Origin of the sequence: Bacillus sp. S4, from assembly GCF_040838205.1 — a bacterium.
GTDB classification, from domain to species: domain Bacteria; phylum Bacillota; class Bacilli; order Bacillales; family Bacillaceae_G; genus Bacillus_A; species Bacillus_A cereus_U.
In genome coordinates, this window is record NZ_JBFPJI010000463.1 from 1 (window position 1) to 1,980 (window position 1,980).

Here is a 1,980-nt window from a genome sequence, read left to right on the forward strand (position 1 = left end):
TAACTTGTGTAAATTTGATTGAATTGTATAGATTTAGTTAAGTTTATCGTATCGGGTTGCGAAGTACTGTGACACTCGAAAAATACGTAAAACTGCGTAGTACAGTTTATGAATATATGATAGAGCAAGATAAGCCAATATCATTGTTAGATATTCAAGAACATATCGTTTCGCATCATGAAGGAAAATTCACTAAAAAAATGTTACATCAATTTTATTTATCAAGACTATTAGATGAACTCAAACTGGATGGGAAAATTACTTTAGCTGATGATGAATATCGCTATGCTGAAAAAGGGGTATTTTATAAAGCGGGAAAAGGGAGCTAAGCTCTCTTTTTGTCGTGAAATAATGAAATATGTAGCGTAAAAGACTGCTAAAGCAGCCTGATACAGGGAATGGTGTTGAGTGTGTAGTGTCAAAGATTGAATGTGCCTGAAAGAGGCACTTCATATCGGCTGCAAATGAAAAGAGACACCTTCGCCGAATAGGTGTCAGTCGTTTGTCACGTAGACTCGCTACTTGACAGTTATTAGAATAACATGCAGGATTTTGGAAGTCAAAAGGGAATTAAAGGAAGAGGTGTTGTTATGTACGCATATTTATTAAAAGAACTATATAGGTATATTCCGAAATACATTGTTGATAGAGGTTATGAATATTATGAAGAGGGACATGTAGAAGATGTTGAAGTACATGATAATAAAGTATTTGCTTTTGTGACTGGTAATGGAGGAAATTATGAAGTAGTTATTGATCTTGAAGATTTTGCAGAAAGTAGCTGCGAGTGTCCGTACGAAAATTATTGTAAACATATGGCGGCAGTTGTTTATGATATTCAAGGTGCTGGTGAGAGTACAGTTAAAGAGCAATTGAAAGGTTTAGAAAAAGACGAGTTATTAACAGTATTAAATCGTTTGTTACAAAGTTCGAAAAATGTGCAAATTGTAGAGAAAATGTTAAAGAAGGGGAAACTTTAACTAAAGAGGGAGTTGCTTTGTAGTGAACGTACTAATTATATACGCTCATCCTAATCCTTCAAGCTTTAATGCGGCAATTTTAGAGCATGTGCAAAAAGGACTTGGGGAAACAAATCATTCTGTTACGCTACTTGATTTACATAAAGAACAATTTGATCCAGTGCTTGTATTTAATGAAGAGAAGAAAAGACGTGATTTACTAAATGAAGAAGAGACGAAGCGATATAGAGAATTAGTGAAAGCGGCGGATATTCTTCTTTTCATATATCCGATATGGTGGTGGGGCATGCCTGCTATTTTAAAAGGATTTATCGATCGTATTTTTGTAGCTGGATTTGCTTATAAATATGAGGGGTCATTACCGAAAGGGTTATTGAAAGGAAAGAAGGCGTGGGTTATTAATACGTTAGACTCACCGTTATGGTATGTGGCCCTATTATATCGATCAGCGGATTGGATTATGATGAAACGAGGGGTTTTACGTTTTTGTGGTATTTGCGATATAAAACGGTCAGTTTTTCAATCTGTGAAAACGAGTAAACTAGAGAAGCGTGAAAAATGGCTATTACAAATAGAAGAAAAGGCTCGTACATTATGAATGAAATAGATCGTATTATAAAGTGTTGCAATTGTGATGACGAACTTTTGCGTACGTATATTAATTGTTTAGTCCAATTGAAGAAATACAGCGAAACGTTTCAACAAATTCAAATACAATTAAGAAATGATTATTTAATAAGAGGGATTTGTGAAAGAGAAGTTGATGAGGTAATAAAGGGAAGTAAAGAATATGAAACATATTTTCTTCCTAAAGTATTGCAGTGGAATTTCCTTAAGAACAATCCTCATATGATTGAAAAAGTGTGTGAAGATTTGTTTACATATGAAGCATTAAATCATGCAGAGGTAGAGTGGAGGAAGGTAATAAGCTGTATAGATGACGAGTGATTTATTATATAAAAAAGCTAGTATAAAACTAGCTTCATTGAAATTAATAGAC

The 1,980-nt window shown here is 33.9% G+C and carries 4 protein-coding genes; all 4 read left to right on the top strand.

Going from position 1 to position 1,980, the window contains the following annotated elements; translation table 11 throughout:
• The first annotated feature begins 68 nt into the window (after window positions 1-68).
• The 4 genes from AB3X48_RS21615 to AB3X48_RS21630 all read left to right on the top strand — a co-directional run bounded on the left by AB3X48_RS21615 (window position 69) and on the right by AB3X48_RS21630 (window position 1,928).
• Window positions 69-329: a hypothetical protein gene (locus AB3X48_RS21615; protein ID WP_012261278.1), complete on the top strand. Its 261-nt coding sequence runs from the start codon at window positions 69-71 to the stop codon at window positions 327-329.
• 261 nt (window positions 330-590) lie between these two features.
• A complete protein-coding gene (locus AB3X48_RS21620; protein ID WP_002110868.1) occupies window positions 591-980 on the top strand; it encodes an SWIM zinc finger family protein in 390 nt (129 codons plus the stop codon).
• 22 nt (window positions 981-1,002) lie between these two features.
• Entirely contained in the window at window positions 1,003-1,578 is a 576-nt protein-coding gene (locus tag AB3X48_RS21625) for an NAD(P)H-dependent oxidoreductase (protein WP_016105483.1), read from the top strand.
• Window positions 1,575-1,928: a hypothetical protein gene (locus AB3X48_RS21630; protein ID WP_016105482.1), complete on the top strand. Its 354-nt coding sequence runs from the start codon at window positions 1,575-1,577 to the stop codon at window positions 1,926-1,928. The genes AB3X48_RS21625 and AB3X48_RS21630 overlap by 4 nt, the downstream gene beginning before the upstream one ends.
• The last annotated feature ends 52 nt before the right edge of the window (window positions 1,929-1,980 follow it).

What these genes read in the sequence shown, in the direction of transcription:
- AB3X48_RS21630 (WP_016105482.1), top strand. Translation starts at nt 1,575, where the DNA reads ATGAATGAAATAGATCGTATTATAAAGTGTTGCAATTGTGATGACGAA.
- AB3X48_RS21620 (WP_002110868.1), top strand. Translation starts at nt 591, where the DNA reads ATGTACGCATATTTATTAAAAGAACTATATAGGTATATTCCGAAATAC.